The organism is Stenotrophomonas pictorum JCM 9942 (assembly GCF_001310775.1).
Classification (GTDB): domain Bacteria; phylum Pseudomonadota; class Gammaproteobacteria; order Xanthomonadales; family Xanthomonadaceae; genus Stenotrophomonas; species Stenotrophomonas pictorum.
In genome coordinates this window covers 1-2004 of the sequence record NZ_BAZI01000435.1, presented here as the reverse complement: position 1 = coordinate 2004, position 2004 = coordinate 1, and the positions used below count along the sequence as shown (strand labels likewise).

Here is a 2004-nt window from a genome sequence, read left to right as displayed (position 1 = left end):
TCGCCTGGCACGGGCGGGCGTGCAGGCGGTGGTGTTCGACCGTTACGAGAAGATTGGGGGCCTGCTGCAGTTCGGCATCCCCAGCTTCAAGCTGGACAAGAGCGTGATCGACCGCCGCCGCGAGATCCTCGAAGGCATGGGCGTGCAGTTCCGCCTGGGCGTGGAGATCGGCCGTGACATCAGCATCGAGCAGCTGCAGGCCGACTACGACGCGGTGTTCCTCGGCACCGGTGCCTACCGTTACACCGACGGCGGCCTGATCGGCCAGGATCTCAAGGGCGTGCTGCCGGCGTTGCCGTTCCTGGTGCACAACAGCCGCATCGTCAGTGGCGATGATCCGCAGGGACGGCCGATCGCCGGCTGGGAAGACCAGATCGCCCTGCCCGACCTCAACGGCAAGCGCGTGGTGGTGCTCGGCGGCGGTGACACCGGCATGGACTGCGTGCGCAGCGCGATCCGCCTCGGCGCGGCCAAAGTGACCTGCGCGTATCGCCGTGATGAAGCCAGCATGCCGGGCTCGGCACGCGAGGTGGCCAACGCCCGCGAAGAGGGCGTGCGCTTCCTGTTCAACCGCCAACCGTTGGCGATCGAGGCCGGTGCCGACGACGAAGTGATCGGCGTGACCGTGGTCGAAACCGGGCTGGGCGCCCCCGATGCCAACGGCCGCCGCAACGCGGTGCCCATCGAAGGCAGCGAGTCGCTGCTGGAAGCGGATGTGGTGATCATCGCCTTCGGCTTCTCGCCGACGCTGCCGGAGTGGCTGGCAGCCCAAGGCGTACAGGCCAGCAGCAACGGCCGCATCATCGCCGGCGGCAGCTCCCTGCTGCCCTACCAGACCCACAACCCCCGGCTGTTCGCCGGCGGGGATGCGGTGCGGGGTGCCGACCTGGTGGTGACGGCCGTTGCCGAAGGCCGGGACGCAGCGCAGAGCATCATCGCCCTGCTTCAACGCTGACACACGCTCTACACTCAGCGCTCCCCATCCGGAGAAGTCCCCGCAATGCGTATCGGTCTGGCGGCCAACCGCCTGCATCATGAGGGGGCCGATTCGGCCCTGTTCCGCTGGCTGCGCGCGTGCGAAAACGGCATCCGCGAGCTCGGCGTGGAGCTGCACGCGGTTGGTCGCACCTATGACGCCATCGCCAGCACCCGGCCGCTGGAGAACTATCCCGCCCTCAAGCGCTACCCTTACGGCCGCGAGGGCGGACTGATGAAACTGGTGGCCGAAGTCGTCGGCATGGGCACACCGGAACGGACCTTGGACGGCGCCATCTACTTGATCGACCCGGTCGACCCGTCTTCGGTATTCCCCGAAGCCATCGCCTTGAAACGCCAGTGCGTGATCCACGGCAAGCCTTTCATCTCCACCGTGGCCACTGCGCGGGACTGGATCGAGATGGAGCGGATGCATGCGGGCTTTTCCGCCGATCCCGGCGCAGACGATCTGTATGACTTTGCCAATCAGACGTTGGCCCTGATCGCCCACGACGCGCGCAAACCACAGATGCTGGACTTCGCCGCCGAACATTTCGAGGTGCTCTCGCAGTTCGCCCAGCGCATCGGCACCGGCACCACCGGCCAACGTTTGAACGAGCTGGCGTGGAGCCGCGGCTGGCCGCGTGACCAGGAGTGGATCCAGCGCTTCCAGAGCGGGCCGCTGGGTGGCGACGCGCAGATCGCCGACCGGGTGTTGGAGCACCGCTGCCAGCGTGCGATTTTCTTCGAGGACCCACACGTGGCGCGTCAGCACGAGGCGGACATCCAGCTGCTGGAGCGGGCGGTGACGACGGTGACGGACGAGGCGGTGTGCATCACCGCCCCGGGTATTGCTTCTCGCTGGGCGCATGCGGTGCGGATGCGCCAGCGGGCGCGCTGAACGCCATTTTCTGGCGGCTGTCCCCCAAGCCCGGCCGCTGCCGGGCTTTTTGTTGCCGGCGTCCTTTACGGCCTGCAGCAGGGCGTGGCGCAATAAAAAACCCCGCTGCGTGAGCAGCGGGGTTTGGG

Annotated in this window: 2 protein-coding genes; both read left to right on the top strand. The window is 67.5% G+C overall.

Annotated features, from left to right (window positions below; translation table 11 throughout):
- Positions 1-955, top strand: a 955-nt coding sequence (locus JCM9942_RS14710; protein ID WP_172675143.1) for an FAD-dependent oxidoreductase, incomplete at its 5' end; no start/stop codon positions are given.
- A gap of 45 nt (positions 956-1000) precedes the next feature.
- Positions 1001-1876: a methylglyoxal synthase gene (locus JCM9942_RS14705; protein WP_054660578.1), complete on the top strand. Its 876-nt coding sequence runs from the start codon at positions 1001-1003 to the stop codon at positions 1874-1876.
- The last annotated feature ends 128 nt before the right edge of the window (positions 1877-2004 follow it).